23 protein-coding genes are annotated in these 23,840 nt (G+C 66.1%); 2 read left to right on the forward strand and 21 right to left on the reverse strand.

The features are described from left to right. Positions 1 to 522: 522 nt before the first annotated feature. From H582_RS0100325 to H582_RS0100350, 5 genes are all read right to left on the reverse strand, one after another. Positions 523 to 1,461: a TauD/TfdA dioxygenase family protein gene (locus H582_RS0100325; protein WP_028596878.1), complete on the reverse strand. Its 939-nt coding sequence runs from the start codon at positions 1,459 to 1,461 to the stop codon at positions 523 to 525. Between the two features lie 175 nt (positions 1,462 to 1,636). After that, on the reverse strand, positions 1,637 to 2,602 hold the full coding sequence (locus tag H582_RS29660; protein ID WP_052332837.1) for a GNAT family N-acetyltransferase: 966 nt from the start codon (positions 2,600 to 2,602) through the stop codon (positions 1,637 to 1,639). After that, on the reverse strand, positions 2,575 to 3,207 hold the full coding sequence (locus H582_RS0100340; RefSeq protein WP_028596879.1) for an SGNH/GDSL hydrolase family protein: 633 nt from the start codon (positions 3,205 to 3,207) through the stop codon (positions 2,575 to 2,577). The genes H582_RS29660 and H582_RS0100340 overlap by 28 nt, the downstream gene beginning before the upstream one ends. Before the next feature lie 162 nt (positions 3,208 to 3,369). Then, on the reverse strand, positions 3,370 to 4,557 hold the full coding sequence (locus H582_RS0100345) for a YeiH family protein (RefSeq protein ID WP_240478893.1): 1,188 nt from the start codon (positions 4,555 to 4,557) through the stop codon (positions 3,370 to 3,372). 100 nt (positions 4,558 to 4,657) lie between these two features. Beyond that, positions 4,658 to 5,473, reverse strand: coding sequence for an alpha/beta fold hydrolase (locus tag H582_RS0100350; RefSeq protein WP_028596881.1), 816 nt, complete (start codon positions 5,471 to 5,473; stop codon positions 4,658 to 4,660). A gap of 146 nt (positions 5,474 to 5,619) precedes the next feature. Between H582_RS0100350 and H582_RS0100355 the strand changes: the two genes are divergently transcribed. Beyond that, positions 5,620 to 6,063 carry an Lrp/AsnC family transcriptional regulator gene (locus H582_RS0100355; RefSeq protein WP_028596882.1) on the forward strand — a complete coding sequence of 148 codons (444 nt, stop codon included), beginning with the start codon at positions 5,620 to 5,622 and terminating at the stop codon, positions 6,061 to 6,063. A 67-nt stretch (positions 6,064 to 6,130) separates the two neighbouring features. Here H582_RS0100355 and H582_RS0100360 read toward each other — a convergent pair whose 3' ends face one another. From H582_RS0100360 to H582_RS0100380, 5 genes are all read right to left on the reverse strand, one after another. Then, a complete protein-coding gene (locus H582_RS0100360; protein WP_028596883.1) occupies positions 6,131 to 6,418 on the reverse strand; it encodes a stage VI sporulation protein F in 288 nt (95 codons plus the stop codon). A gap of 109 nt (positions 6,419 to 6,527) precedes the next feature. Continuing rightward, complete coding sequence (gene recG / locus H582_RS0100365) at positions 6,528 to 8,591, reverse strand: ATP-dependent DNA helicase RecG (RefSeq protein ID WP_043110722.1); 2,064 nt, start codon at positions 8,589 to 8,591, stop codon at positions 6,528 to 6,530. Then, entirely contained in the window at positions 8,588 to 9,445 is an 858-nt protein-coding gene (locus H582_RS0100370; protein ID WP_028596885.1) for a DegV family protein, read from the reverse strand. The genes recG and H582_RS0100370 overlap by 4 nt, the downstream gene beginning before the upstream one ends. A gap of 78 nt (positions 9,446 to 9,523) precedes the next feature. Beyond that, complete coding sequence (locus H582_RS0100375) at positions 9,524 to 11,284, reverse strand: DAK2 domain-containing protein (RefSeq protein WP_052332838.1); 1,761 nt, start codon at positions 11,282 to 11,284, stop codon at positions 9,524 to 9,526. Positions 11,285 to 11,343: 59 nt separating this feature from the next. After that, on the reverse strand, positions 11,344 to 11,703 hold the full coding sequence (locus H582_RS0100380; protein WP_028596887.1) for an Asp23/Gls24 family envelope stress response protein: 360 nt from the start codon (positions 11,701 to 11,703) through the stop codon (positions 11,344 to 11,346). A 290-nt stretch (positions 11,704 to 11,993) separates the two neighbouring features. Between H582_RS0100380 and rpmB the strand changes: the two genes are divergently transcribed. Continuing rightward, entirely contained in the window at positions 11,994 to 12,182 is a 189-nt protein-coding gene (gene rpmB, locus H582_RS30615; RefSeq protein ID WP_048748286.1) for a 50S ribosomal protein L28, read from the forward strand. 173 nt (positions 12,183 to 12,355) lie between these two features. On the opposite strand, the gene spoVM is transcribed toward rpmB, so the two are convergent. From spoVM to def, 11 genes are all read right to left on the reverse strand, one after another. After that, entirely contained in the window at positions 12,356 to 12,436 is an 81-nt protein-coding gene (spoVM, locus tag H582_RS25355) for a stage V sporulation protein SpoVM (protein ID WP_040711006.1), read from the reverse strand. 241 nt (positions 12,437 to 12,677) lie between these two features. Next, complete coding sequence (locus H582_RS0100390; RefSeq protein WP_028596888.1) at positions 12,678 to 12,947, reverse strand: hypothetical protein; 270 nt, start codon at positions 12,945 to 12,947, stop codon at positions 12,678 to 12,680. A 5-nt stretch (positions 12,948 to 12,952) separates the two neighbouring features. Further along, positions 12,953 to 13,597, reverse strand: coding sequence for a ribulose-phosphate 3-epimerase (gene rpe / locus H582_RS0100395; protein WP_028596889.1), 645 nt, complete (start codon positions 13,595 to 13,597; stop codon positions 12,953 to 12,955). A 2-nt stretch (positions 13,598 to 13,599) separates the two neighbouring features. Continuing rightward, positions 13,600 to 14,523 carry a ribosome small subunit-dependent GTPase A gene (rsgA, locus tag H582_RS0100400; RefSeq protein ID WP_028596890.1) on the reverse strand — a complete coding sequence of 308 codons (924 nt, stop codon included), beginning with the start codon at positions 14,521 to 14,523 and terminating at the stop codon, positions 13,600 to 13,602. Then, positions 14,516 to 16,687 carry a Stk1 family PASTA domain-containing Ser/Thr kinase gene (gene pknB, locus H582_RS0100405; protein ID WP_028596891.1) on the reverse strand — a complete coding sequence of 724 codons (2,172 nt, stop codon included), beginning with the start codon at positions 16,685 to 16,687 and terminating at the stop codon, positions 14,516 to 14,518. Before pknB ends, rsgA begins: the two co-directional genes overlap by 8 nt. Before the next feature lie 10 nt (positions 16,688 to 16,697). After that, positions 16,698 to 17,456, reverse strand: a complete 759-nt coding sequence (locus H582_RS0100410) for a Stp1/IreP family PP2C-type Ser/Thr phosphatase (protein ID WP_028596892.1) — start codon at positions 17,454 to 17,456, stop codon at positions 16,698 to 16,700. 12 nt (positions 17,457 to 17,468) lie between these two features. Then, positions 17,469 to 18,539, reverse strand: coding sequence for a dual-specificity RNA methyltransferase RlmN (rlmN, locus tag H582_RS0100415; protein ID WP_052332839.1), 1,071 nt, complete (start codon positions 18,537 to 18,539; stop codon positions 17,469 to 17,471). A gap of 232 nt (positions 18,540 to 18,771) precedes the next feature. After that, complete coding sequence (locus H582_RS25360) at positions 18,772 to 20,607, reverse strand: LTA synthase family protein (RefSeq protein WP_164820190.1); 1,836 nt, start codon at positions 20,605 to 20,607, stop codon at positions 18,772 to 18,774. A gap of 190 nt (positions 20,608 to 20,797) precedes the next feature. After that, on the reverse strand, positions 20,798 to 22,318 hold the full coding sequence (gene rsmB, locus H582_RS25365; protein WP_084136433.1) for a 16S rRNA (cytosine(967)-C(5))-methyltransferase RsmB: 1,521 nt from the start codon (positions 22,316 to 22,318) through the stop codon (positions 20,798 to 20,800). Continuing rightward, positions 22,315 to 23,322 carry a methionyl-tRNA formyltransferase gene (fmt, locus tag H582_RS25370; RefSeq protein WP_052332840.1) on the reverse strand — a complete coding sequence of 336 codons (1,008 nt, stop codon included), beginning with the start codon at positions 23,320 to 23,322 and terminating at the stop codon, positions 22,315 to 22,317. The genes rsmB and fmt overlap by 4 nt, the downstream gene beginning before the upstream one ends. A 5-nt stretch (positions 23,323 to 23,327) precedes the next feature. After that, a complete protein-coding gene (gene def, locus H582_RS0100435) occupies positions 23,328 to 23,816 on the reverse strand; it encodes a peptide deformylase (RefSeq protein WP_028596894.1) in 489 nt (162 codons plus the stop codon). Between the last annotated feature and the right edge of the window lie 24 nt (positions 23,817 to 23,840).

Here is a 23,840-nt window from a genome sequence, read left to right on the forward strand (position 1 = left end):
GGTTGTCCGTTGCAAGCCCAATTTCGGGCGAATCCAAGGCACATTTGTGCCTTGGTTGTCCGTTCCTAGCCCGATTCGGCGAATCCAAGGCACATTTGTGCCCTGGTTGTCCGTTCCTAGCCCGATTCGGGCGAATCCAAGGCACATTTGTGCCTTGGTTGTCCGTTCCTAGCCCGATTCGGCGAATCCAAGGCACATTTGTGCCCTGGTTGTCCGTTCCTAGCCCGATTCGGGCGAATCCAAGGCACATTTATGCCCTGGTTCCCAGTTCCAAGCCCGATTCGGCGAATCCAAGGCACATTTATGCCCTGGTTGTCCGTTCCAAGCCCGATTCGGCGGTTCCAAGGCAGGAGCAGCCGCGAATCGCAAAGCGGATGGCAAAGCAAAAGCTCCTTTCCCCTCGGACAAGCGGGGAAAGGAGCTTTTGCTTTTTGCGAGAAGGCGCTTCTTCGTCGTTCGCGCCTCCGGCTCGCGAGCGCCTTCAGCCGTCGACCTGCCGAGAGATCCCGCTCAGCTCCCGTCCTAGGCGCCGGCCGGATCGAGCTGCGGCCGCGGACCGCCCGCCGTGCGGGTGCGGCTCTGCTTGCCCTCCACGCTGACCGGCACGTCGCCCGCCAGCGTCACGCGGCGCACGATGCGGCGCTGCTCGCCGTAGTCGTTGACCGCCACATGCTGCGTCGCGCGATTGTCCCAGATGACGACGTCGCCTTCCTCCCAGCGCCAGCGCACCGTATGGTTCAGCCGCACGACATGCTCCTGGAACAGCTCGAGCAGCTGCCGGGACGCCGAAGTGGATACGTTCAGGATGCGCTTGGCGAAGCTGCCAAGCACGAGCGCCTTTTCGCCCGTATCGGGCAGCACGCGGACGAGCGGATGCTCCGTCTCGTAGACGGTGGACGCGAACACCTGGCGGTAATCGCGCTCCTGCTCCAGCGGCACGCCCTTGCGCTGAGCCGCCACCGCATAGTCGAAGTCGTTGCTGTGCACCGCCCACAGCCGCTCGGCCAGCTCCTTCAGCTCCTGCGGAAGGCTCTCGTAGGCCGCGGCCGTATTCGCCCATACGGTGTCGCCGCCGGCCTCCGGAACGACGACCGCGCGCAGGATCGACGCCGACGGATACGCATCAAGGAACGTGATGTCCGTATGCCACTGGTCCGCCCGGCCGCCATGCTGCGAGTCGACGTCAAGGATGTAGCCCGTCCCTTCCTTGGAAGGGACCGTCGGATGGGCGAACGGCTGCCCGAGCCGGGCGGCGAACGCCTCCTGCGCGGCGTCGTCCAGATGGCCCTGGCCGCGGAAGAACAGCACCTTATGCCGCGCGAGCGCCTCGCGCAGCCGGACGATATCCTCCTCGCCGAGCCGATCCGACAGCACCACTCCGCTCACTTCCGCTCCCGTCGCCGGCGTGACCGGCCGGATTTCCCATGCTCCACTCTGCTCTGCCTGCTGCTGCTCGCTCATCCTTTTCATCCTCCTGTTGCCCTTCTGCCTGGAAAAAAAGCCAAAAAGGCCCACGACAGCTCCTGTACGCTGTCATGGACCTCCGGTTTGACCGGCGGGCCTATTCCCAAGTTTCCCGGGCTATTTATTTGGTCTTTCTGCATTCATCCTACCGCTCGATGCAGCAGCTGTCAATCTATATTTTTATATTCCTACCCGAATAGTGTGAATAGGTGGATTCCAGCCGCTTTTTCATCGCGATGCCCGCCAGCGGCTCCAGCTCCGGACCCAGCTTGCGCAGGATCCGGTACGGCTCCCAGCCCAGTCCGCTGTAAAGCAGCAGCGCCTTGGCATTCGGGCTATGGCAGACGAGATGCAGCTCGTCCGCGCCTAGCCTTTCCCCGGCGTCCCGGCACAGCTTCAGCAGCAGCGCCTCGGCGGCGCCTCGCCCCCGCAGCTCGGGATTCACGATGACGTTGCCGATCCACCATTGCCCCTCGTCCTCATACACGTTGGCGTAGGCGGCCGGCGTCCCAGAGGCGTCCAGCATCAGCGTCGGCAGCCGGCGCTCCGCGGCGCGCGCCTGCAGCCGCTCCGCCCGCAGCGGCCAGCCGCCGCTCGGGAACATGTAGTACGCTTCCGATCGGCTGCGCGGCCAGCCTGCGATCTTCTCGAAGTCGGCCGCCTCCGGCTCGCGGCTGCCGTAGCGGCGCAGCTCGCAGCGCCAGCGCTCGCGGCCGGGATGGAGCTCGCCGAGCGGACGCGCCGTGCAGCCGATGCGCCGATAAAAGCCGACGGCGTCGTCGTCCGTCTCGGCGACGAGCCGGCCTGCCGCGGAGCGCTCGAGCGCATGCCGGACGAGCCTGCGGCCGATGCCGCAGCGCTCCGCCTCGGGCAGCACCGCCAGATGCCGCAGCTCGACGCCGCCGTCCGCCTCCCTCCGCCACCCGGCCAGTCCGACGAGCCTTCCTTGCTCGATCCGTCCGGCCAGCTCCAGCTCCGGCTCGCTTTCGTAGCGGGCTGCGATCTCCGCGGCCCGGCCGGGATCGAACAGCGAGCGGGCGAGCAGCGCGTTCCGCTCCTCCCGAGGCCCGGTCCGCAGATCGATCCATCCGCCCTTCCCCTCCGGCGCCGTCAGATCGCCTGCACCGCCTTCAGCCAAGCCTCGGCGATCAGCGCCGCGCCCGCCGCGGACGGGTGAACGCCGTCCGGAGCCCAATAGGCCGGACCGGTCCGAGCCGCCGCTTGCGCGAACAGGCCGTCCAGCGGCACATAGAGCGTCTTGTACTCGCCGGCCAGCTCGCGGACGGCCTGGATTTTCGGATCGAGATCTTCCCGCCACGCCTTCTGCCCTTCGTTCACGGGCAGCACGAACGGCTCGACGAGCACGAGCCGCGGCGAAGAAGCCTCGAGCGCCCGCTCGATCAGCCGGCGATAGCCGTCCTTGTACGCCTGCGCGGTCGTCGGCGAGCCGCTGTCGTACCGGCGCCAGGTGTCGTTGATGCCGATGTAGATCGACAGCCAGTCCGGACGCAGCTCCAGGCAGTCCCGCTCCCAGCGCTCCTGCAGGTCAGCGACACGATCGCCTCCGATGCCCCGATTGAGGAAGCGCACCCCCTTCTCCGCATGCAGGCTGCCGAACCGGCCCGCCGCCAGAAGCGCGTAGCCCGCACCGAGGCTTGCCGCGTCGCCGCGGTCGCGTCCCGCGTCGGTAATGCTGTCTCCCTGGAACAATACGAGCGAATGCTCTTGAATAAGCGTCGTCATCTGTGCAAAGCACCTCCAAGAGCCAGTATAAACCGGGGCCGCTGGAAAAGGATACCGTGAAAATCGGACGTTTCGCCGAAACGCCCGATGCGCTCTCCTGGCTCATGCCCGCTCCGGAGACGGAATCTCGTTCCGCTTCGAAACGGCAGGCTTTCGGCCCGCTCATCCTCCCAGTCCGAACAAGCGGACGAGGCCGTAGCCGAGCGCGGCCAGCAGCAGCGAGCCGATCAGGCCGGCGGCGAACACGCGCCCGCCCAGCCGGCGGAACGTGGCGAAGTCGACGCCGAGCCCGAGGCCCGCCATCCCCATCGCGATCAGCAGGTAGGCGGCCGTCGTCATGCCTTGCGCGGCCGCCTGCGGCACGATGCCGAGCGTATGGACGCCGCTCATCGCCAGGAAGCCGAGGATGAACCACGGCGCCGCCACGCGCGTCCGTCCTGCGCCGCCGCCAGCCGAAGCGTCCTGCGCGGCGGCGCGCCGCGACTCGCGGCGCTGCGCCCACAGCCCGATCAGCAGCGCCGCCGGCACGAGCATCGCGACCCGCGTCAGCTTCACGAGCACGGCCATGTCCAGCGCCTCCTGGCCGAACGGCTCCGCCGCCGCCAGCGCATGGGCGACCTCGTGCAGCGTCGATCCGGCCCAGGCGCCGTAAGCGGCCGGGGCGAGCTGCAGCAGCGGCTGCAGCAGCGTGTACGCGATCGTGAAGATCGTGCCGAGGATGGCGACCGTCGCGGCCGCGACAGCGGTCTCCTCGCCCCTCGCCTTCAGCTGCGGCGAGATCGCCGCGACAGCGGCGGCGCCGCAGATCGCCGTGCCGCAGGCGGTCAGCAGAGCGAGCCTGCGGTCCGCTCCGAGCCTGCCCGCCAGCCAGCAGACGAACGGGATCGTCAGCGCGACATGGATCGCATCGATCGCCAGCACGCCGGGACCTGCCGCGACGATGTCTCCGAGATCGAGGCGCATGCCGAGCAGCACGATGCCGAGGCGCAGCAGCTGCTTGGAGGAAAAGGCGATGCCGGCGGCCGCGCTCAGCGGCACGCCTCCCAGCCATTCGCGGTAGGCCATGCCGAGCAGGATGGCCAGCACGAGCGGCCCCAGCACGCCGAAGCCCGGCAGCTCGCCGAGCATCCTGCCGGCGGCGGCCAGCAGCGCGGTCAGGAACAATCCCGGCAGCAGGCTCGGCCTGCGCCAGGCAGCGCCTTGCCTCCGCGTCGGGCGAAATGCCTTCGTCTCCAACCGCATCCGCGCCCTGCCGTCCGCCTTCGCCTCGGCTGGCATCCGCGCCGCCGCGCTCCGTGCGCCTGCGCTCCTCTCGAGCCCGACTGCTATTTTCCCGACATTGCCCGCCATGCGCCTCGCCTCCAGCCCGCTCTTGCTTGTTGCTATCCACGATACCGCAGAGGGGCCGGAATTCCCAATCCGAATGTCCGATGCGATCGATCAGCAAATCTTATAAGCGGCGCAGGAACGCGGTCACCTCCTCGATGAAGGCGGATTCCATCTCCACATTCGGCAGATGGGCGGAGGGCAGGACAAGCAGCTCTGCGCCCGGTATCGTCTTGGCCAGCAGCTCTCCGTGCTCGGGCAGCGTCACCGGATCCTGCTCGCCGGCGATGACCAGCGTCGGCCGGTCGATGAGCGAGGCCGTCCGGCGCAGGTCCATGTCGCGGATGGCAGCCCAGCTTCCCGCGATTCCCTGCGGACGGGTAGCGAGCACCATCTCGCGGAACGACTTGACGATCGGATTGTCCGGCGTCAGCATGGACGAGGGGAACCAGTTCTTCATGAACGACTCCGCGGTCTCAGGCATGCTGCCCGGCTTCAGCACGGACGCGATCAGGCCTTCCCACAGCTCGGGCGAACCGAGATGAGCGGCGGTATTGCTCAGGATGAGCCGATCGATCCGCTCCGGCGCGTGGATCGCCACCCATTGCGCGACGATGCCGCCGAGCGACAGCCCCAGAAAATGGACCCGATCGATCCGAAGCGCGTCGAGCAGCTCGACGGCATCCCTTCCCAATCGGTCGAGCGAGTAAGGGCCAGCAGGCGTATCCGAGCCTCCATGCCCCCGATAATCATAGCGCAGCAGCCGGAAATGCTCCTTCAGCCGGGCAGCCTGCCCTTCCCACATGTCCATCGAAGTCGCGATCGAGTTCGCCAGCAGCAGCACCGGCTTATCCACCGATCCGTCGAGCCGGTACGCGATCCGCACGCCGTCTCCCGTCGTGAACTCGAGCGCGCCTTGCTTCGTTTCAAGTGTCGCCATCGTCCTTCACTCCCTCTTTCGTTGATAGTGACAGTTTACGGAACCGGCACTACAATCGAAATAAGAAATCAACGGAGTTCGAGGGCTGAATCTTTATTTCTATCGTACGTTCAGGCCCTTGCCCGATAAAAACGAGGTGGCTCAGCATGGATTCGATCGATTTCAAGATTTTGGCCATTCTGCACGACAATGCCAGGATCACAGTCTCGGAGATAGGCCGGATGATCGCGATGTCGCAGCCTGCCGTGACCGAAAGACTGCGCAAGCTGGAGGAGCGCGAAGTGATCACGGGGTACGGAGCCAAACTGTCGCCGTCCAAGCTAGGCAAGCATGCGGCCGCGTTCGTCCTGTTCAAGACCGCTTCGTGCAAGGACTTCGAAGCTTTTGCCGATACGGCCCCCGAGATCGTCGACCTCTACCGGACGAGCGGGGAGTACAACTATTTGATGAAGGTCATGACCGAAACGGGCGAGTCGCTGGAAGCGTTTCTGGAAACTTGCCACGCCTTCGGCTTCTCCTCGACTCTGGTCGTCCTTTCGACCCGATTCGAAGACCGAAGCCTCGTCGCCGGCCGCGAAGCGCCCAACTAAGCGAGAGAAATAAAAGCGGCTCCGCCCGAAGGCGGAGCCGCTTGGCGTTCGAGGCGCCTCCGCCCGTTCAGCGGAACATGCCCCACAGCTTGATGAGATGGAACGTATTGTTCGGATCGATCTTCTGGCCGAGCACGAACTGCACGAGCTGCTCCTCCTGCGTGTCCGTCAGCTTCTCGTGCAGGATGCTCGCCGCGCTCTTGACGAGCTTGCGCACTTTGGCGCGGTCGGCGAGATCGTACTTGGTCAGCCCGTTCACGAGCAGCTTGATCCGCTCCTTGACGGCCGGGTTTTTCAGCTTCAGCTTGACGCGTTCGACGAATTCGGGCCGGATTCCGTATTTGACGTAGCTCATGCAGCAGGGCACCTCCATCGATTTGGTCGGGCTTCCGCCCCTAACCACCGATGTTACTATATGCCCTCGTCTGCCCGGAGTTGCCTCCTCCGCATTCGTCCATGCCGATTCAGTCGAGCTGGCTGCCCTGGAAAATCGGATCCTTGGCGAGGATCGCGCGCAGCGGCGCGTATTCCTCCTCCGTCCAGAATCCGTCCTCGGCGGCCAGCTCCGCCGCGTCCTCGCGGGCCGCCTCCAGCACGGCGAAGTCCGCCGCCATGTCGGCCAGCTTGAAGTCCGGCATGCCGCTTTGCTTGGTGCCGAAAAAATCTCCCGGTCCGCGCAGCTCCAGGTCGCGGCGGGCCACCTCGAAGCCGTCGTCGGTCTCCTGCATGACCGCCATCCGCTCCTTGCCGGTCTCCGTCTTGGGATCCGCGACGAGCACGCAGTACGACGCATGGGCGCCGCGTCCGACGCGTCCGCGCAGCTGATGCAGCTGCGACAGCCCGAAGCGCTCCGCGTCCATGATGATCATGAGCGTCGCGTTCGGCACGTCGACGCCGACCTCGACGACCGTCGTGGCGACGAGCACCTGCACGTCCGCCGCGGCGAACGCCGCCATGACCTCGTCCTTTTCCGATGCCGTCATGCGCCCGTGCAGCAGCCCGATCCGCAGATCGGGAAACGCCTGCTGCAGCTGCACGAACTGGTCGATCGCGTTCTGCACGTCGAGCTTCTCCGATTCCTCGATGAGCGGGCAGATGACGTACGCCTGCCGGCCGCCGTCGATCTCGCGCCGGATGAAGCCGTACACGCGGTCCATCATGCCGTGCTTGACCCAGTACGTCTGGATCGGGATGCGCCCCTTCGGCCGCTCCTTGATCGTCGAGACGTCCATGTCGCCGAACGCCGTGATCGCCAGCGTCCGCGGAATCGGCGTCGCCGTCATCGTCAGCACGTCGGGGCTCGGCCCTTTGCGCCGCAGCACGCTGCGCTGGTTGACGCCGAAGCGATGCTGCTCGTCGGTGACGACGAGGCCGAGCGAGCGGAATTCCACATCGTCCTGGATGAGCGCATGCGTGCCGATGAGCACGTCGATCAGCCCCATCTGCAGGCCGGCGAGCAGGTCCCGGCGCTTCTTGTCGCTGACGCTGCCTGTCAGCAGCGCCGTCTGCAGCCCCGTCCCTTCGTACAGGCGCGTCAAGGAGCGCATGTGCTGCTCGGCTAAAATCTCGGTCGGCACCATGAGCGCGCCTTGATGGCCCGCCTTGACGGCGGCGAGCAGCGCGATCGCGGCGACGACGGTTTTGCCGGCGCCGACGTCGCCCTGCAGCAGCCGGTTCATCGCCGACGGCTGGCGCATGTCGGCGAGAATCTCGTTGACGACCTTCTTCTGCGCATCGGTCAGCTCGAACGGCAGCGAGGCCGCGAACTGCCGGATGATCTCCGGGTCGACGCGATGCACGATGCCGTCCGCCTTGCGCCGGTTCAGCATGCGGTACGCCTGCAGCTTGAGCTGGAACAGGAACAGCTCCTCGTAGACGAGCCGCCGCCGCGCGCCCTGGCCGTCCTTCGGATCGTCGGGATGATGGATGTGATAGACCGCCTCGCTTCTCGGCATGAGGCGGTATTTGCGCAGCAGCCGCTCCGGCAGGTTCTCCTCCAGCAGCGGCCCGAACTGCTCCAGCGCCTGGCGGATCGTCTTGCGCATCCACGATTGCGTGATCGTGCCGCCGACGGAATAGACCGGCTGCAGCGTGCCGGTCTTGGCCGTTCCCTTGTCCGGAAACTCCGAATCGGTGACGGTGATCTGCATGCGCCGCGCATCCCACTTGCCGGTCAGCGTAATTTCCCGACCGAGCTGCAGCTGGTCCTTGATGAACATGCGGTTGAACCAGACGGCGGTGATCAGCTGCCCGTCCGCCTCCGTCTTCGCGGTGATGCGCGTCTTGCCCTTGCCGAAGCGGGCGACCATCGGCAGGCCGCGCACGATGCCTTGGATCGTGATCTTCTCTCCGTCCTTGACCTCGGCCAGCGAGCGCAGCCGGTAGTCCTCATAGCGGAACGGGAAGTAGTTCAGCAGATCCAGCACGGTATAGATGCCAAAGGCGTGAAGCTCCTGCTCCTTCGGAGCGCTCACGCCTTTGATTTGCCTCGCCGGAACGGATTCCGGCAGGGCAGATGGAGGATTCATTTGCGGTGCATGAACACGGCGACAGTGCCGGGACCGACATGGGCGCCGACGACCGGACCGAGCGTCGTGATGGAAGTCGACTGCACGTTGAAGCTCGACGTGATCGCCTCCTGCAGGTCCAGAGCGGAGCCTCTCTGATGCGTCCAGGCGAAGTGAACGGCGACCGGCTGCTCCGGCGGGAACTTCTCGCGAAGCATGTCGACGATGCGCTGGATCGCTTTTTTGGAGCCGCGCACCTTGTCTACCGGCGTGATCACGCCGGTAGGGTCGATCGTCAGGATCGGCTTGATATTTAGGATAGAGCCGATGAGTGCGGAAGCCTTGCCGATCCGTCCGCCTTTTTGGAGGTATTCGAGCGTGTCGACGAGGAAGTACAGCTCCGTCTCGCTGCGCATGCGCTCGATCTCGGCCAGGATCTCGTCCTTGGAGCTGCCCTCGCGGGCCATCTGCGCGGCGCGGATGACGAGCATGCCGATGCCGCAGGAAGCCGAACGGGAGTCGAACACGGCGATGTCCGCCTCGCGCTCGAGCATCGTGCTCGCGAGCAGCGCCGACTGGTACGTGCCGCTGAACTGCGAGGACAGATGGATGGAGAGGATCGGCGCGTCCGGCGTCTCGTCCAGCAGCCGCTCGTAGACGACCATGAATTCGGCCGGCGACGGCTGGGAGGTCGTCGGCAGGCCGCTGAATTCGACCAGCTTGTCGTAGAACGCCTCCGACTTCAGCGTGATCGAGTCCAGAAAGGCTTCCGTGCCGAACAGGACCTGCAGCGGCACCATCTCGATGCCGAGCTCCCTTCGGATCTCCTCCGGAATATCCGACGTGCTGTCGGTTACGATGCGAACCTGAGTCATAGGGCTACCTCCACGGCCCTGCGTCCCGCTGTCGGGGAACGCAAGGAATGATATGCCGCTCCGGCGGCGCGGCTTCGATTATTCGAGGGCGAATAAATACGGATAAAGAGGCTGTCCGCCCTCATGCACTTCAAGCTCGATGTCCGGATAGGTCTCGGAGACCCAGCTCGCCAGCTCGTCCGTGCCGGACGGCTCGGAGCCCTCGCCGGTGAGGATCGTCAGCAGGTCTCCGCCGTTCTCGAGCAGCTGGCCGATGAGGCCGCGGCACGCTTCCTGGAGGTCCGGCTCGGAGATGACGATCCGTTTTTCGACGATGCCGATGTAGTCGCCCTCCTGCACCTCGACGCCGTCGATCTCCGTCTGGCGCACCGCCTGGGTGACGCTGCCGGAGCGGACCGCTTCCGCGGCGCCGGCCATGAGGGCCGTATTGCGCTCCGGCGTCTCGCTCTCCTTGAAGGCGAGCACGGCGGCGAGCCCTTGGGGCACCGTGCGGGTCGGGATGACGGATACGGAGCGTTCGGACAGCTCGGCCGCCTGCTCCGCCGCCAGAATGATGTTGCCGTTGTTGGGCAGCAGGAAGATATGCTCCGCCGGCAGCGAGTCGATCGCCTTGAGGAAGTCCTCCGTGCTCGGGTTCATCGTCTGGCCGCCCGAGAGGACGACGTCGACGTTGTTGTCGCTGAAAATGCCGGAGATGCCGTCGCCGATCGCGACCGCGACGATGCCGTACGGCGCCCATTCATAAGCGGCCTCGGCGATGCCCTGCGGCGAGGCGCCGGTCAGCACCTCGGCGACGGCCAGCGCCTCATCCGGCGCAAGGTCGGAGCCGAGAGCGCTGAAGTCGATCTCCTCGCCGACGATCTCCCGATGCTGCTCGCGCATGTTGAGGATATGCAGCTCGGTCAGCTCGCCGTACTGGTACGCCAGGTTGAGCACGTCGCCGGGACGGCGGGAATGCACGTGCACCTTGACGATCTCGTCGTCGGCGATCACGATGATGGAGTCCCCGTCCACGGCGAGCGCCCGCCGGAACGCGTCCTCGTCGAACGCCGGAGCTCCCGGAGGCGCGAGCCGGCGCTTGATGAAGAACTCCATGTCGTAGAAGAACTCGATCTCGCTCGTCGACAGCTGGGCCTGGGCATTGCCACCCGCGGAAGGGATGGACGGCCTGGCCGGCTCGGCGGCGCGCGGAGCGTCCGCCAGGTAGCGGAACGACTCCGCCGGAGCCGCCTCGCTCGCCGTGTCGCCCGTCTCCGCCGGGCTGCCGGCAAGGTACTCGAGAAAGCCTTCGTAAATGAGCACGAGGCCCTGGCCTCCGGAGTCGACGACGCCGACCTGCTTGAGCACCGGGAGCAGCTCCGGCGTGCGCTGCAGCGATTCGTTCGCCGCCGCGTACACCTCCTGCAGCAGCGACTCCATGTCAGGCGCCCGGCGGGCGGCCTGCTGGGCATGCCGCGCCGTCTCGCGCGCGACGGTGAGGATCGTGCCCTCCACCGGCTTGACGACGGCCTTGTAGGCCATGTCGACGCCTTGCTGGAGAGCCGCCGCGAATTGGCTCGGGTCGGCCTCGTCGAGTCCGGACAGCGCCTTGGCCGTGCCGCGGAACAGCTGGGACAGAATGACGCCGGAGTTGCCGCGAGCGCCCATCAGCAGTCCCTTGGACAGCGCCTCCGCCGTACGGCCGACCGAGTCCGAGCGCTTGCTCTGCAGCTCGCGCACCCCCGAGGCCATCGTTAAGTTCATGTTCGTTCCCGTATCGCCGTCCGGAACGGGAAATACATTCAGAGCGTTGACGCGCTCCGCGCCGCGCTGCAGCTTCTCCGCACCGAGCAAAGCCATACCGGCGAAGTCCGAACCATTAATAAAGCGCTTTCCCAAGCAAAATTTCCCCTTCCTGACTAACGGATGACCCGCACGCCCTGGACAAAAATATGGACATGGTCGACCTTCAGGCCGATCACTTCATTCAGTACGTATTTGACCTTGGTCTGGATGTTGTGGGCAACCTCGGAAATCCGGGTGCCGTAGCCGACGATGATGTGCAGGTCGATATGCGTCTCCTCGTTCTCGCGCCGCACCTCGACGCCTCTCGAGAGGTTGTCCCGCTTGAGCAATTCGGCGATTCCGTCCTTGAGCTGCTTGCGGGATGCCATGCCGACAAGGCCGTAGCATTCCAGCGCCGCCGAGCCCGCGATGACGGCGATTACATCGTCTGTTACGTTGATTTTACCTAATTCGTTGGCAAGCTGCATAGGCATGGCCGGTCACACGCTCCTTCTCTGCGGGCCGTTCGGCTGATGCCGACTGCGCCCAAAGCCCCGATTTGGCCGGGACTGACCTTCATTGTACTATAAACGGAGCCGTTTATGAAGTCTGAAACGCCGTTCTCTTCCGTTTTCGCGTATTTGCGCCGTTTTCCCGCCCGCGTCTCCTGCCAAACGATGGTTGATGAGACGGACGTTCTATGATAAGATAACCAAGTATGTTTGCCTACGGAATCCTTCGGTTTCGTACTTGCAACCTGCAAGCTGCAAAGGAGGTGTACTGCATGTCTCGCAAATGCTTCGTTACGGGTAAGGCACCCGGCACAGGAAACCATGTTTCCCACGCGAATAACCGCAACCGCCGCACTTGGGGCGTCAACGTTCAGAAGGTCCGCATTCTGGTCGACGGCAAGCCAAAACGCGTTTGGGTCAGCACCCGCGCACTGAAATCCGGCAAAGTCACTCGTGTATAACCGCAAAAACAGCGTTCCGCCGTTCACCAGACGGCAGGAACGCTGTTTTTTTTCGCCCTGCGGCGGCTTGCCCCTGCCGCGGCACGCGAAAAAGAGCGTGCGCCGTGCCGGCGCGGCGCTCTCTGACGCTCGGGATCGAAAGTCGGGCGGCCGGCAGCCGCAGTCGCCATCGCTCAGCTTTTCTGGAAGGTGTTCAGGATCGCCTTGACGAATCCGCCCAAAAACTTCGGCAGCTTGATCGTATAGAACTTCATGCTTCATCCCTCCTCGAGATCGCTGATCGTTGACGGGCAGCACTGCCGGGCCTGCATGTTCATCCCCGTTTCAGGCCGCACGGGCCCATTCCCTCGAAAGCAAAAAAGGCTACAAGAACCTAGGTTCATGTAACCATCCTATGCGGACCCGCGATGTCCTATTCCGGGGGCCGAGCCCAAGTTGCCAGCGAGAAGGCGCCGCATGCCGGCGCTCCGCTGCCTCGTCCCGGCCGTGAAGCCGCTAGGGCGCGGTCGGCATGCCGTCGCGGATGAACATCACCATCGTGACGAACAGCACGATCAGGAAGAAGAAAACGAGCGCGGAAACGACGAAGCCGATGCGGCGCCAGAGCGATTCGTGGCTGCGGAAGAAGCGCACGCCGAGCCAAAGCGCGATCAGCGAGAAGACGAAGCGGAGCATGCTCTGGACGAGCACGAACATCGCCAGCAGCGCTCCGCCGAGCAGCGCGTAGCCGGCGACGACCGCGATGGTTTTCAGCCTCTCTCTCATCCGGCCTACCTCAGCGCGGCGATCGCCGCGGCAGGCGACTGATGGCCGAAGACGAAGCTGCCGGCGACGAGCACGTTCGCGCCGGCCTCGCGCACGAGCGCCGAGGTCGACGGATTGATGCCTCCGTCCACCTGGACGGAGACGCCGCTCAGGCCGCGCTCGTGCAGCCGCGAGCGCAGGTCGCGCAGCTTCTGCAGCGAGTACGGGATGAACGACTGGCCGCCGAAGCCGGGATTGACCGTCATGACGAGCACGAGGTCGACATCCTCCAGCACCGGCTCCAGCAGGCTGATCGGCGTCGCCGGATTGATCGCGACTCCGGCCGGAAGCCCGAGCTCCTTGATCTGATGCAGCGTGCGGTGCAGATGCGTGCAAGCCTCGAGATGCACGGTGATGCGGTCCGCGCCGGCCGCCGCGTAATCGGCGATGCTGCGCTCCGGCTGCTCGATCATCAGATGCACGTCGAAGGGAAGCTTCGTCGCTCCCCTCACGGCGGAGATGACCGGCGGGCCGAACGTCAGGTTCGGCACGAACCGGCCGTCCATGACGTCGACGTGGATCCAGTCGGCGCCGGCCTGCTCGATCGCGGCGATCTCATCGCCGAGCTTGGCAAAATCAGCGGATAGAATCGAGGGTGCGATGATGGTCATGGTCAGTACCTCCGCTTTTTCTCTTTCATCTCGCCCAGGAACTGGACGTAGCTGTCATGCCGGCTTTGCGCCGCCTCGCCCGCCGCCAGCGCCGCCAGCACGGCGCAGTCCGGCTCATGCGTATGCGTGCAGCCCCGGAACTTGCAGCCTGCGGACAGCGCCCGGAACTCGCGGAAGCCGTAGCCGAGGTCCTCGATGCCGAGCTCCTGAAAATCGAGCTGGCTGAAGCCCGGCGTATCCGCTACATGGCCGCTGCCGACGCGCACCAGCTCGACGTGCCGGGTCGTATGCCGTCCGCGGCCGAGCCGGGCGCTGATCTCGCTCGTCTCCAGCTCGAGCCCGGGCAGCAGCGCGTTGAGCAGCGAGGACTTGCCGACGCCGGACTGTCCGGCGAACAGCGCGAGCCGCCCTTCGAGCGTCCCGCGCAGCTCCTCGAGGCCGGAGCCTTGACGCGAGCTCGTGCCGATGACCCGGTAGCCGATGCGTCCGTAGATCCGCTGCACCGTCTCCGCCGCCTCGATCGCCTCCTTGCGGCCCTCCTCCGACAAGTCCTGCTTGCTGAGGCAGAGCACCGCCTCCAGCCCCGCATGCTCGATGTGCACGAGGAACTTGTCCAGCAGCGTCAGGCTGAGCGAAGGCTCCGTGACCGAAAAGACGAGCACGGCCAGATCGGCGTTGGCGACCGGCGGCCGCACGAGCTCCGTCGTCCGCGGATGGATCGCCTCGACCGTGCCTTCTCCCGTGCCGCTGACGCTGAAGTCGACGCGATCGCCGACGAGCGGCGACTCGCCGCGCTTCTTGAAAATGCCGCGCGCGCGGCATTGGATCGGCTGCTCCGAGCCGCCGTCCTCCGCCACATAATAGTAGCCGCTCAGAGCTTTGACGATCAGTCCTTGGCCCTCGCGGGCCGAGCCGTCCTTAGTCATCGTGTCCGTCCTCCCCGTCGCCGCTGCCGAATGCGGTCTCCTGGCCGTCGCTCTGCCCGTCGGGGCTCGCGGCCGCGTTCGGATCGGCCGACGGGCTCGTTTCCGGCGAGGCGACAGGCGGCGGGCTCGGCTCGGAACCCGGCACGGTCGTCGGACCGCTGTCGGCGCCGCTCTTCACCTCGTCGTAAGTGCGGGAGAACGTGTCGGCGAGCTGGCCGTCGCGGTAGACGCTGACGAACGCCTCCGTGTTCGGCGCGAGCACGACCTTCACCGGGAAGCTGCGCGTATCCTTGATCGCGCGCTTGTGGGCCTCGATGTCCTTGCCGGTCGCGTCGGTGTAGACGATGCGGATCTCGCTCGCCTTGCCGGCCCGAGCCGGAGAGATGAGCAGGTCGAACGTGTACTCCAGCGCGTCCTTCGGCAGGCCCGAGCTGACGGTGATCGACACCTGCTCGCCCTTGCGGGCCGGACTGCCGGCATCGTAAGGGAACTGCGAGAGCACTTCGCCCTCCGGCCTGTAGCTGCCTTCCTTGACGATGTTGTCTTCTCGAAGCTGCAAGCCCGCGTCCGCGATGAGCTTGCGGGCCTCCTCGGTCGTCTTGCCGACGAGATCCGGCATCTTCACCGTCTCCGGACCTTTGCTGACGGTCAGCGTCACCGTATCGACGAGCGGATCAAGCTGGCTGTTCGCGCCCGGCTCCTGGCTCAGCACGACGCCCGGCTCCGCCGAATCGTCGGCGACCTCGTTCAGGCGGATCGATCCTTCCGGGAAGCCGAGCGCCCGAAGCGCCGCGACGACGTCGGAGGCCTTCTGCCCCTTGTAGTCCCCGAGCTGCTTGAGCTCAGGCCCGTCGCTGATCGACAGCCGGACCCTCGAGCCGGTCTTCACGCGCATGTTGGACTTGGACTGGGCGAATACCTGATCCTTCGGCACGTCCGGCTTGAACGCCCGGATGGACGGCTCCTCCAGCAGCAGCCCCTTTGCCTCGAGCGCGGCTTTGGCGTCCGTCTCGGTCATGCCGACGACATAAGGCACGTCGACCTCCGCGACGTCGAGCGAGCCGGAGACGAGCCGGAACACGCCGTAGACGACGGCCAGCACGGCCAGCGTCGAGAGCACGATGACGAGCGGCTTCACCCAGCCGCGCCGGCGCGCCGGCTCCTCGTCCTGTTCTTCGTCGACGGCCTCCTGGCGAGCGGTCGCCTGTCCGTCCTCCGGCAGCGGAGGCGGCTCTGCGCCCGCACGGACCGGCTCCTTGAGCCCGAGGCCCGGCCGGATCGCCGGCATGACGCGCGTCTCGTCGAAGTCGCCGCCGCCGAACTGCAGCTTCGGCTCGTTGCGGCGCGCAGGCGACAGCGCCGTCTCCAGATCCTCCAGCATCTCGCCCGCCGAGCGGTAGCGCTCGGACGGATTTTTGCGCAGCGCCTTGATGATGATGTTCTCGACGCTCTGCGGCACAAGCGGATTGACCGTGCGAGGATCCTCCAGCGGCTCCTGCAGATGCTTGAGCGCGACGCTGATCGGGCTCTCTCCGAGGAAAGGCAGCTTGCCGGTCACCATCTGATAGAGCACGATGCCGAGCGAGTAGATGTCGGATTTCTCGCCGGCGCTGACGCCCTTGGCATGCTCCGGCGAGAAGTAATGCACCGAGCCGATGACGGAGCCCGTCTGGGTGATCGTCGACGAGGTGACGGCGCGCGCGATGCCGAAGTCCGTCACCTTGACGCGGCCGTTCTTGCCGATCAGGATGTTGTGCGGCTTGATGTCCCGATGGATGATATGGTTCTGATGGGCATGGTCGAGGGCGTCGGCGATCTGCGCCGCGATGCGCACCGCCTCGTCCGCCTGGAGCGGCGCGCGCTCCTGGATGACCTCGTTGAGGTTTTGGCCGTCGACGCATTCCATGACGATATAGTGGATCTCTTCTTCCTGGCCGACATCGTAGATGCTGACGACGTTCGGATGGGACAGCGCCGCCGCCGACTGGGCTTCCCGCCGGAAGCGGCGGATGAACTCCTCGTCGTGCACGTACTGCTGCCGCAGCACCTTGACCGCGACGTTGCGGCTGAGCAGCAGGTCATGGGCCTTGTAGACGAGCGCCATGCCCCCGCCGCCGATGCGCGTCAGAATCTCGTAGCGGCCCCCTAGTTCTCTTCCGATCATGATGAAGTCCTCACTCCTCCCCGTCCGCTGCGGCGCCGGATTGCATCAGGACTACCGTGATATTGTCGTCTCCGCCGGCGGCGAGCGCGAGCGAGATGAGGCGGTCCGCCTTGGCCTCGAGGCTCAGGCCGGCCTCTCCCGCCACTTGCAGCAGCTCGCTGTCGTCCAGCATGCCGCTCAGGCCGTCGCTGCACAGCAGCAGGATGTCGCCCGGCTGCCAGTCGAGCATCCGGACGTCCAGCTCCACCTCCTCGTCGGTGCCGAGCGCCCGCGTCAGCACGTTGCGGCGCGGATGATGGGCCGCCTCCTCGAAGCTGATCTGGCCGGAGCGCACGAGCTCGTTGACGAGCGTGTGGTCCTCGGTCAGCTGGGCGATGCCCTGCTCCGAGATCCGGTACGCGCGGCTGTCGCCGATATGGCCGAGGATGAGGCGGCTGTCCTCGACGAACAGGGCCGCGACGACCGTCGTGCCCATGTTGTGGTACTGCTCGTTGCGGGACGCCATGTCGTACACGACCTCGTTGGCGCGCCGGATCGCCTCCTGCAGCATGCGGCTCGCCTCGTCGGCGGATACCCCCGCCGGAAGCGGCTCCATCGCCTCGCGGAAGGCGTCGACGGCGAGCTGGCTGGCGACGTCGCCGGCCTGATGGCCGCCCATGCCGTCGGCCACGATCGCAAGCGTCAGCCCTCCGGCCGTCACGCCTGCCCAGGAACGATCCTCGTTGGCCATCCGGATGCGGCCGATATCACTGCGGTTCACTGTCAACATCCCGTCACCTCGTTACGTTAGTTCCATATGTTTCGCTCGAAGCTGCCCGCAGGCAGCGGCGATGTCATGGCCCTGCTCGCGACGGATCGTCGCGTTGATGCCGTTTTTCTCGAGAATGCGCTGGAACTCGAAAATATCCTCCCGCGGCGTGCGCACGTACTTGCGCTCCGGCACATGGTTGACCGGGATGAGGTTGACGTGGCAAAGCATGCCCTGCAGCACCTCGGCGAGCTCCTGCGCATGCTCGGGACGGTCGTTCGTGCCGCCGATGAGCGCGTACTCGAACGTGATGCGGCGCCCGGTCTTGGCGATGTAGTTGCGGCAGGCGTCGATGACCTCCTGGAACGGATAGCGGCGGTTGACCGGCATCAGCTTGGAGCGCAGCTCGTCGTTCGGGGCATGGATCGAGATCGCGAGGTTGATCTGCGTGTTCTCCTCCGTGAACTTGTACATGCTCGGCACGATGCCGCTCGTGGAGACGGTGATGTGGCGCTGGCCGATGTTCAGTCCCTTCGGATGGATCATCATGCGCAGGAACGCCATCGTCGCCTCGTAGTTCTCGAACGGCTCGCCGGAGCCCATGATGACGATGCTCGACACCCGCTGATCCTCCGGATCGAGCATCTGCTGCGCCTTGACGACCTGCGCGACGATCTCGCCCGACGTCAGGTTGCGCTTGAGGCCGCCGAGCGTCGAGGCGCAGAACGTGCAGCCGATCCGGCAGCCGACCTGCGTCGTGACGCAGACGCTGTTGCCGTAGTTGTGGCGCATGATGACCGTCTCGATCGCATGGTTGTCATGCAGGCCGAACAGGAACTTGACCGTGCCGTCCTTGGACTCGAAGCGGGTGATCTCGTTCAGGGTGATGAACTGGAACGAGGCCGCCAGCTTGTCCCTCAGCGGCTTCGGCAGATTCGTCATCTCGTCGAACGAGGAGACGCGCTTGACATAGAGCCAGTCGAACAGCTGGCCGGCCCGGAAGGCGGGCTCTCCCTGCTCCTTCATCCAGTCCTGCAGCTGCTCCAGGGAATAGTCATATATAAAGGGTGTTTCCACGATATAAGGCTGATCGAATGCTTTCATCTCAATGCTTCATCTCATTTCATCGTTCTTGGAGCGCCGTCCGGCACTGCCTCCGCAGGACGCTCGTCGCTCTAGTTTACCACAAACGTCCATTCCAAGACCACAGCCATGCCTGGCCCGGGCTCGCTGCCGCTGGCCGCCCGCGCGAGGACGGGCGGAAGAAGCCGGCTCGAGACGGCCCGGCGCAACAAGAAAGGACGGAGCCGCCGCTCCGTCCATCCTTGCTCCCGCCTTAGCTTCCTTCCCCGAACAGCAGCTCCTTGGCGTACCCTTGGCCTTCGAGCAGGTCGAACTGGATCATGCGGTAGTCGTCCAGCAGGCGCTGCTGCTCCTCCGTCAGCGCCGCCTTGTCGAGCGCCGCGCCTCCGGCGCCCAGCGTCACCTTTTTGCCGAGGCCGGGCAGCTGCTGCCGCACCGCCTCGAGCAGCTTGTAGAAAGCCGGCTGCGGAAGTCCCGCATAACGCAGCGCGAGCGGTCCGGCGAACGACGGGCTGATCGTCCCGAGCGGCTCGCGTCCGAGCTCGTAGTTGGCCAGCAGCAGCAGCGGCGTCTCATGGCGCAGGCGCTCGTCGGTCCAGCCGGCATCCTCGTAGATTTTCGCCGGAAGCCCCGGCAGATGGTCGCCCCAGAGCACGACGAGCGTCGGCCGGTCCAACTTCTGGATCGCTTCGTTCAGGTAGCGGAGCGCGCCGTCCGTCTGCTTGATGCCCTCGACGTACGTCTCCAGCTGGTCCTTCAGCGCCGGATCGACGCCTTCGGCCTCGATCGAGTTGCCGCCGTGGATCTCCTTGTTCGTATACGGGTAATGGTTCTGCATCGTGACCAGATGCAGGAACAACGGCTTGCCGTCCGCCTTCTCCAGCTCCTGCGCCGCTTCCTTCATCGCCGCCATGTCGGACAGATAGCTGCGCGAGCCGAGCCACTCGCGGTTTTTCATGTCGTCCTGCCCGATGAACCGCTCGAAGCCGAGCATCGGATAGACCTGGTTGCGGCTGTAGAACGTCTTGTCGTACGGGTGGAGAGCGAGCGCGTCGTAGCCCCGGCTCTTGAGGATGCTCACGACCGAGGGCAGATCCGTCTGCTTCGTCAGATTTTGCTGGAACGGCACCGCGCCGTCATGAAGCAGCGACATCGACAGCCCCGTCAGCGCCTCGAACTCGACGTTCGCCGTGCTGCCGCCGAATTCAGGAGAAAGGACGTAGCCCGACGGCCGGGACTGCTGCGCGCCATGCCAAAACGGCAGCGGATCCTCGGCGAGCTTGTATTCCGTCAGCCGCGTCGCGTCGAACAGCGCCTCGTTCATGACGAACACGATGTTCGGAGGCTCGGACGGCGATGCCGCCGGCGGAGCCTCGGGCAGCGAGCCGTAGCGCTCCGCGATGGCCTCCACCGCCTCCCTCCCGTAGCCTTCCGGCTCGTCGATCAGCGTCTGGTTCAGGTTGGAGGCGAAGGCGAGCACGAACCCGTTGTAGCGGTAGTTCGCCTTTTGATCCCAGAAAATGTTCTGGTAGCTGAGCTTGTCGAGCAGCGCCGGATATTTGCCCCCTGCGGTCTGCACGAACAGCGCGACCGCCGTGATCGACGCGGCGGCGAGCGCGACGCGCAGCACGAGCGGAAAACGCAGCTTCGGAAGCTTGAAGATGAGCCAGCCGAGGCCGGCCAGCACGAGCGCGGTGAGGATGAGCACGACCGGCGAGAACAGGCCGTCGGCCATCGAGACCATCTCGGACATGTTCTTCAGCTGCATGAGATCCCAAGGGAACAGCGGCTCCCCGGTCGCTTTCATCTTTTCGTAAACGGCCAGGCCGGTCAGGCCGGCGACGGCGCCGACGAGCAGCGAGCCTCCGTACACGTTGCGGAACAAGGCCGCCGCCCCGCACAGCAGGAAAAAGAAAAACGTGCTGCCCCAAAAGAACATCGGCAGCTGTCCGGCCGCCCAGTCCCAGGCGGCGCCGGCGTCGAAGCCGAGCGCCGAGGCCTGGATATAGAAATGAATGATCATGCCGAAACCGTAAAGGCCGAGCAGCGTGGACAAATATCGGATGCTCCGGCGGAACTTGCTCTTCATGCGCATCTTCTCCTGTAAGCGGTCTTCGCGAGCTTTCCTTTTACGATAGTTTAATATAAACCGCTCCGAGGCGCCAATGAAAAAGCGCTCGCGAACCGGTTCGCGAGCGCGGAAAGCGACGGCTGCGGCGCCGGCGCGCGGCCTCAGGCGCGCAAAAAAAACCTCGCTCCGACGGTCGGAGCGAGGAAGGCTAGCGGTGATCTCCCCGGCGCAAGCGGGCGATATAGAAGCCGTCGCTGCCGAAATGATGCGGCAGCAGCTGCAGCGAGCCGTCGAAGCGGCCGGCATCCGCGTCGCCGATGCCGGCGGCGCGCAGAGGAGCGAGCACGGACTCCGGCCAGCCGGCCGGATCGAGCGCGAACGCCGGATGCCGCTCCAGGAAGGAAGCGATCTGCGCGGAGTTCTCCTCGCCGGCGATCGTGCAGGTGCTGTAGAGCAGCGTGCCGCCGGGCTTCACGAGCTCGGCCGCCGCGTCCAGCAGACGCTCCTGGACGGCGGCGATGGCCTCGATGTCGGCCGGCGACTTGGTCCATTTGATTTCCGGCTTGCGGCGGATGACGCCGAGGCCGGAGCATGGAGCGTCGAGCAGCACGAGATCGAACGAGCCGGGCGCGAAATGCTCCGGCAGCTCCACCGCATCGCCGGCGACCGCATGGATGAGGCCGAGGCCGAGGCGGGCGGCCTGGCTTTCGACGAGAGCCTTTTTATGCGGATGCAGGTCGTTGGCGACGATCTCGCCGCGCCCGTCCATCAGCTCGCCGAGATGCGCCGACTTGCCGCCCGGAGCGGCGCAGCAGTCGAGCACGCGGAAGCCGGGCTGAGGCGCGGCCGCGGCGGCGACGATCATCGAGCTCTCGTCCTGGATCGACCAGAGCCCCTCCGTATAGCCGTCCGTGCCGGCCAGATTGCCGCCGCGGTCGACGACGACGCCCGCCCATGGGGCGGCGGCGGACGGACGGGCGTCGAGCCCCGCCTGCCGCAGCCGCTCCAGCGCCTGCTGCGGCGAGAGCCGCAGCCGGTTGACGCGCAGGCTGCCCTGCGGCGCCTCGTTGCCGGCGCTCATCATCGCCTCGGCTGTGTCCTCGCCGTATGCCGCGATCCACCGCTCGGCCAGCCATTCCGGGTAGGAATGACGCAGCGACAGCCGCCGCGCGGCATCCGGCTCGGAGGCGAAGTCCTCCGCCTTGAGCTGCGGCAGCTGGCGGACGGCGCTGCGCAGCACGCCGTTCAGCATGCCCGCGATGCCGGCATGTCCGCGGCGGCGGCCGATCTCGACCGCCTCGTTGACCGCCGCATGAGGCGGCACGCGGTCGAGGTAGACGAGCTGGTACAGGCTCATCCGCAGCAGCGACAGCACCCATGGCTCCAGCTTGGCGAAGCCTTTGGCCACGAATTGGCGCAGCCAGCGGTCGAGCGTCAGCTGCCGCTGCAGCGTGCCGTAGACGAGCTCGGTCGCGAGCCCGGCGTCGGCGCGCGACAGCTCGGCCTCCTGCAGCGCGTGATGCAGCTGCAGGTTGCTGTACGCGCCGCTCGTCGCGACGCGGACGAGCGCGTCCAGCGCGAGCTCGCGCGCGCTGCGGCGCCTCCGCGCCGGCGGCTGCGCGGCGCGCGGCTTGCCGCCGGGAGCAGCGCCCCGGCGGGACGCGCCTGCGGCGCCGGCTTTGCCCGGCGCCGCGCCCTGGCGGCGGCCGCCTTGCGGGCCGCCGCTCATCGGCGGCCGCCTTCGCCGGCGGCCGCGTCTGCCGCGCCCGGCTCCGCCGCGGGCGCGCCGAGCACGGTGCCCGCTGCGAGCCGGGCACCCTTGAGCCATTCGGCAGCGGGCATCGCCCGCTTGCCGGCCGGCTGAATTTCCGTCAGCCGCAGCACGCCGCTGCCGGTCATGACGCGGATGCCGTCCGGCCCGGCATCCAGCACCTGCCCCGGCGCCGCGCCTGCCGGCCCGGGCTTGTCCTCGGGCGCGCAGGCGCGCACCTTGAACGGCTCGCCGCCGAGCAGCGTGAAGCCGCCGGCCATCGGCGACAGGCCGCGCACCTGCAGCCACAGCTCGCGCGCGCCGCGCGTCCAGTCGAGGCGCTCGTCCTCGCGCGTCAGGTTCGGCGCATGCGTCGCCTGCGAGTCATCCTGCGGCACGCGCGGAGCTCGTCCCTCAAGCAGCTCCGGCAGCGTCTCGGCGAGCAGCCGCGCGCCGGCCTCGCTCAGCTTGGCGAACATCGTGCCGGAGTCGTCGGCGTCCGTGATCGGCACCTCGACGCGGCTGATCATGTCGCCCGTGTCGAGCCCTTCGGCCATGTACATGATCGTCACGCCCGTCTTGTCCTCGCCGTTCATGATCGAACGCTGGATCGGCGCTCCGCCCCGGTACTTCGGCAGCAGCGAGCCGTGCACGTTGATGCAGCCCAGGCGCGGCATCTCCAGCACCGACAGCGGCAGGATCTGGCCATACGCCGCCGTCACGATCAGCTCCGGCGCAAGCCCCTTCAGCTCCTCGACCGCTTCCGCGCGGCGCAGCCGCTCCGGCTGCAGCACGGGCAGCCCGTACTCCAGCGCGGCCGCCTTGACCGGCGTCGGCGCGAGCTCCTTCTTGCGTCCCTTCGGACGGTCGGGCTGGGAGACGACGCCGACGACCTCGACGCCGAGCGCTTTCGCCTCCTCGCCCATCAGCCAATGCAGCGAAGGCACGGCGAACTCCGGCGTGCCCATGAATACGACGCGCATCGGCCTCACTCCTCGCCTTCGCGGCGGTCGCGCGCGGAGCCGTCGTACAGCTCTTCCGCGAGGTCGATGAACAGGATGCCGTTCAGATGATCCACCTCATGCTGGAACGCCCGCGCGAGGAAGCCTTCCGCCTCCAGCTCGAATGTCTCGCCGTCGCGGTTCTGGCCGCGCACGCGGATTTTGTTCGCCCGGCGCACGTCGCCGTTCAGGTTCTGGATGCTCAGGCAGCCCTCCGGACCGAACTGCTCGCCCTCGCGCTCGACGATCTCCGGGTTCACCATCTCGATCAGCCCGTTGTCGTCTCCGACATCGACGACGATGACGCGCTTGGAGATGCCGATCTGCGGCGCGGCGAGTCCGACGCCTTCGGCGTGGTACATCGTATCGGCCATATTGTCCAGCAGCTTGTGCAGGTTGGCGTTGAACTTCGTGACTTCCTTGGCGACCTCGCGCAGGACGGGGTCGGGATTTTGAACGATAAGACGGATTGCCATGAGGCATGCACCTTCCTTGGATGA

The sequence above is a fragment of the Paenibacillus pasadenensis DSM 19293 genome, assembly GCF_000422485.1.
Lineage (GTDB): Bacteria > Bacillota > Bacilli > Paenibacillales > Paenibacillaceae > Paenibacillus_O > Paenibacillus_O pasadenensis.